The organism is Faecalibacterium sp. An121, from assembly GCF_002160915.1.
GTDB lineage: Bacteria > Bacillota > Clostridia > Oscillospirales > Ruminococcaceae > Faecalibacterium > Faecalibacterium avium.
Genome location: NZ_NFLM01000045.1, coordinates 1 through 4651 on the forward strand (window position 1 = coordinate 1; position 4651 = coordinate 4651).

8 protein-coding genes and 1 pseudogene are annotated in these 4651 nt (G+C 43.6%); 7 read left to right on the forward strand and 2 right to left on the reverse strand.

Features of this window, described 5'->3' with window-relative positions:
- Positions 1 to 206 precede the first annotated feature (206 nt).
- The 7 genes from B5E66_RS13010 to B5E66_RS12550 all read left to right on the forward strand — a co-directional run bounded on the left by B5E66_RS13010 (position 207) and on the right by B5E66_RS12550 (position 4036).
- The gene (locus B5E66_RS13010; protein WP_143407005.1) at positions 207 to 542 is read left to right on the forward strand and encodes a DUF7668 domain-containing protein; all 336 of its coding nucleotides are present in this window, start codon (positions 207 to 209) and stop codon (positions 540 to 542) included.
- 88 nt (positions 543 to 630) lie between these two features.
- Positions 631 to 852, forward strand: a complete 222-nt coding sequence (locus B5E66_RS13015; RefSeq protein ID WP_143407006.1) for an HNH endonuclease signature motif containing protein — start codon at positions 631 to 633, stop codon at positions 850 to 852.
- A 19-nt stretch (positions 853 to 871) separates the two neighbouring features.
- Positions 872 to 1366, forward strand: a complete 495-nt coding sequence (locus tag B5E66_RS12530; protein ID WP_087233785.1) for an SMI1/KNR4 family protein — start codon at positions 872 to 874, stop codon at positions 1364 to 1366.
- A 51-nt stretch (positions 1367 to 1417) separates the two neighbouring features.
- Positions 1418 to 2584, forward strand: coding sequence for an RHS repeat-associated core domain-containing protein (locus tag B5E66_RS12535; RefSeq protein WP_242958208.1), 1167 nt, complete (start codon positions 1418 to 1420; stop codon positions 2582 to 2584).
- Between the two features lie 15 nt (positions 2585 to 2599).
- Positions 2600 to 2815 (forward strand): hypothetical protein, encoded by a 216-nt coding sequence (locus B5E66_RS12540; protein ID WP_087233788.1) that lies wholly within the window; start codon positions 2600 to 2602, stop codon positions 2813 to 2815.
- Between the two features lie 245 nt (positions 2816 to 3060).
- Positions 3061 to 3567: a hypothetical protein gene (locus tag B5E66_RS12545; protein WP_087233791.1), complete on the forward strand. Its 507-nt coding sequence runs from the start codon at positions 3061 to 3063 to the stop codon at positions 3565 to 3567.
- 127 nt (positions 3568 to 3694) lie between these two features.
- Complete coding sequence (locus B5E66_RS12550) at positions 3695 to 4036, forward strand: hypothetical protein (RefSeq protein ID WP_087233794.1); 342 nt, start codon at positions 3695 to 3697, stop codon at positions 4034 to 4036.
- A gap of 46 nt (positions 4037 to 4082) precedes the next feature.
- Here B5E66_RS12550 and B5E66_RS13135 read toward each other — a convergent pair whose 3' ends face one another.
- Both B5E66_RS13135 and B5E66_RS13645 read right to left on the reverse strand, forming a co-directional pair.
- Positions 4083 to 4424 (reverse strand): hypothetical protein, encoded by a 342-nt coding sequence (locus B5E66_RS13135; RefSeq protein ID WP_158098364.1) that lies wholly within the window; start codon positions 4422 to 4424, stop codon positions 4083 to 4085.
- Positions 4399 to 4533: pseudogene (locus tag B5E66_RS13645) on the reverse strand (relaxase/mobilization nuclease); the annotation flags it as partial. The pseudogene B5E66_RS13645 and the gene B5E66_RS13135, both read right to left, overlap by 26 nt.
- Positions 4534 to 4651 lie beyond the last annotated feature (118 nt).

Consider the following 4651-nt stretch of genomic DNA (forward strand, 5'->3'; position numbering starts at 1 on the left):
GGCCGAGACAGACTGGGACTTTATCAAACGCATCTGCAATCAGTTTGGGTATCCCATTTTTGTCAACAGCAAAGTCCCTTACATCCAGCTTTCCATTGGCGCTGTCCCCTTTTCTTCCATAGAGCTCCCATTTTAGGATTAAATAATAATTCAGTTATAAAAATTTCAGGCAATCGTCATCAGATAAGAAATTAGAGGCAAATGAGATGTTTGAAACAAAAACAGAGATTATAGAATACTGCAAGTATATAGTACGATGCTTAGTGAATGAAGATTATTCCGATTTAGAGAAAAGAGGAATCTTAGATAGAGTTTTGCGAAAAGATATTAAAAGAGTACTATCAGAATATGATAATAGAAGTCATATAACAATGCCTCCAAACCAATATTTTGATAAACTTGACATAAATGAGTATAGCGATAAATCCGGATATTGGATTGATATTAATATGTTTTATAACAATCGAACAAGCGATTTGACATTGCAACTCGACTTCCGTAAAAACGGTCTAGTCATGATAGATGATTTACATGTATTATAAAAATACTATGAATGCTGATAGAATCGTGCCAGCCACATCCTAAATATTTTATCGCTTGCGTTGGTATCGGAATCAACATGAGGCAAATTTGAATCGTGTCAATAGCACTGACATTCTATGTAAAAAAGACTTTATAGACGAATGGTATAGACAAGGTTTTACAACTCCAGAAGGTGGATGGGATTTGTACGAAATCCACCATATAAAGCCACGTGAATTTGGAGGCAGTGCAAGCTTTGAAAATATGACACCAATATTAACAAATATTCATCGTAAAATCATTACACCATGGTGGAACAATTACGAGTAATTTAGAGTTGGGAAAACTTATGAACATTTTAAAAGAACTAGCAAAAAAGGCAAACCGTAAAGAAACCATAAAAACGGTTCTAGAAACAACAACATATTTCTTTTATTGGAACTCTCCTGTATCCATTAAGGAACTCGAAACTTTTGAGTTTCTGCATGACTGTAGTTTACCAGATATATATAAAGAATTCTTGCTTATTTCTAATGGTGCCATTATATTTAAATCAGAGCATGAAGATGATGGATACAAATTATTAGGCCTAAGAGAAATTGAAGAAACAACACAGGAATTAAAGGAATCCGGTTATGATATTCCCGAAAGATGCTATTGTTTTCTTGAGTGCTTATTTAGTGATGATATTTTATTATTTGATTTAAGAAAAAAGGGGTGCTATAGCATTATAGATGGAGAGGTCGGCTATCCCGCACCGGAATGGGAATCCATTCGATTTAAATTAAACGATTTCTTTATTAAATTGTGCCAATGCAATGGAGCAATGTTTTGGAGGTGGTAACATTATCCTATGTTGTAACCAGCCGGTCGACTTTCTGGCAAGCAACAACACTTGACATATATAGCATATGTAATATTTGACGGGAGCATCCAGGTCAACCGCTACGATGCCGAAGGCCTGCGCCATGAGATGGAAGAAAACGGCAGCCTGGTGAAGTTCATCTTCAATCCTGACCGCGAGGCCGTTGTTGAGTCTGATGCTCATAACCTTGTTCGCTACATCCGCAGCAGCGAGCTGATCGCACGCAATACGGATGCCGCAAGAACGTATTACCACTACGTCAGCGACGAGATGGGGTCAGTTACCCATGTTGTTGATGAAGATGGGCTTGTTCTTAACCACTATACCTACGACGCTTGGGGCAACCTTACGGCTCAGGAGGAAGCCGTCCCCAACCGCTTCAAATTCACCGGCCAACAGCTTGACCCAGTCACGCAGCAATACTACCTGCGCGCACGCTTCTATAACCCGGTCATTGCCCGGTTTACCCAGGAGGATACCTACCGCGGCGATGGGCTGAATCTGTATGCGTATTGTGCCAACCGGCCTACTTACTACATTGACCCGACCGGCCACTGGTGCGATACAAAACAGGACGCATTTAACAAGCTGGCATCTGAACGCGGCCTTGACCCTGACAAGATGGACTATGACACCAAGCAGCGCTTGATGGCAGAAGCTTCCAATATTGTCAAGGAGCAAAAGAAAAATCCCTATGCCGCAGCGCAGAATGCTACACTTGCACTGCCAGAAAATACATCTGCGATTAATCAGTCCTATAACCCCTCTGCAGGTGTAAAAAAACCCAGATATCAAAGTGGGACAGTCACAGGCGCAGACAAACTGCCTAATGTCCAAACTATGATGCGAGGGACCCATGGAAATATTGGAGTTATTCCAAAGGAAGTCGGCGAAAAGTTACAAGGTAAAACATTTAATGATTTTGACGAGTTCAGACACGCTTTCTGGACCGAAATTGGAAATTCAAAATATGCAAATGAGTTCTCTGCTTCGAATAGAAGTCTAATGCAAGCAGGGAAAGCCCCATTTACAGCACTTGAGCAAACCAATGGTCAACACTCAAAATATGTTATTCATCACCTAACACCAATTCATGTTGGAGGAAATGTCTATGATTTGAGTAATATGATAATTTCAACTCCAAGAATGCATGTAGATATACTTGATCGCAATTACCACTTCAATATCAATTCATGATAGGGGGAAACACATATGAAATTAAATGAGATTGAAATCATACAACTTATAGAAAAATTACAAAAAGGCGAAGGGACAGATTCTCAACAAGAAGAATGGATGAATGAAATATTTCAAAGTGTTCCCTTTGCCGGCAAAATCTACCAGCTGTTATTCTTGAGCGACGAGACATTATCTCCAGCCGAGCTTTTTCAAAAAGCCAAAAATGAGCACAAACCAATTATATTATAACCCATTATTTTTGTAAGCAACCTACTAGGCCCAGTACGGCTATGATGCCTTCAACCGCACCACCCAGGTGGAGACCTTTGACGGAAACATCCAGGTTAACCGCTACGATGCCGAGGGCCTGCGCCATGAGATGGAAGAAAATGGCAGCCTGGTGAAGTTTATCTTCAACCCTGACCGCGAGGTGATAGCTGAACAGAACTTCTTTCTATCCAACGGGTACTTTTACTAGCACGGAGGTATAAACTATGTCCGAAAAATTTCGCGATATGCTTGGCGCATCCAGCATGATCCTAATGATGGTGGCTGTCATCATTCTGGGCCTCGGCATTAAAAACATACTGACAGTGCTGCCTGCATCAGCCTACGAGGACAAAGGCGTACATACCTTTACGCCTATTGAAATTTACCCAGTACAGAAAAAGAACACTTCCTCCTATGGGCGCAGCCGCCGGATGCACCCTACCACCACCGTGTATAAAGTGCGCTATGAGGCCACCGATGGCTCGGGGTACAGGTGTTCTTTTGAGGCCGGCTCCACCGAGACGTCCGCCCAGCTGCTGGCCGAGGAAGGCGATATTGTACAGCGTGTCCTTTATATTCACGATGAGGATGCCATCGTGGTTGTTGATCCTGATGAGAGCGCAGAAAGTTATGCAGCCGGCGAACGCCAGCGTTACTTGCTGATGATTCTGATTCCGGGCTTATTCCTTGCCGCTTGTGCAGTAGTGTTTGTGCTCAAAAAAACGCACTAAAATTTGGGACTGTACATTTTTTCAGATTCACCAATATAAAATGCAGGCAATGCTATTGTATAGATGTATCATTCATGATATACTTTATTTTATAATAAAGCAGATTCAATCATGGAGGAATTGTACTATGCCCAGACCCAAAGGAAGCAAGAATAAGACCAAGGCAGCCAAGATGGATTTTGCCGCTGCCATTGAAGCAAAAGCTGCGGAAAAAGCACAGCTGGAGCAGAATATTTCGGAAACCCTCGACCAGATCAACAGCCTTAAGGCACAGCTGAAGGCCAACCGCGCCGCCCTCAAGGCCGCTGAGAAGGCCATCGACAAGCTGGAATCCAAAAAAGCCAGCGCGGATGCCAAAGCTGCCATGGATGCGCAGAAAAACGAGCTGGAATCCACCGTCCAGAAGCTGCTGGCTGACGGCATGAGCATGGATGAGATCCTTGGCAAATTGAATGGGCAAAACCAATAAGCTCTGTCCTCGCTGCGGGCGTAAGATGAAGCAGCAATTCATTGGCTTACAGCACTGCAAATGCGGCATGAGTTGGAAACGGAACATCGGCTTTTTTGAGCGTTCCAGCAACATAGTTTTCTGTCTGGAACGTCACCATGTGAATGGAAAGCCCAAGCAACAGCCTGTTGTCCGCTGTAGAGAACTCTCCGACGACGTAGAGCAAACAACGTGAGCGTGGAGTGTGCAAGCAAGTCATCTGGCTATCCACATTGCCAGATGATGCTTGTTGGTGCACACCCCAAACCCCATTCAAACGCAGAAGTTCCTTCTGCAGCTGCGCGTTCTGTGAACGCTTCCATACAATTTTGACCACAGTCCGTTCAACGCGGACTGTGGTCTTTTTCACGCCCAGCCTCGGGCATTTCCATGTTCAGCACCCGGTCCACATTGGCCTTGACGGTCAAAAGCTCCCGCATCTCATCCCGGGCGCGGCGGTATTCTGGGTATAGCTTTTTCGTAACCGCCCCATAATCCCCCGTCTAGCAAAGCGGCGGAAGAAGTGAGAGAATAAGAAAAAGAGACAAATGAGATCAGAGGTCTCAGAAGTCTAAGAAGTGCCGGAAGTCTCAAAAA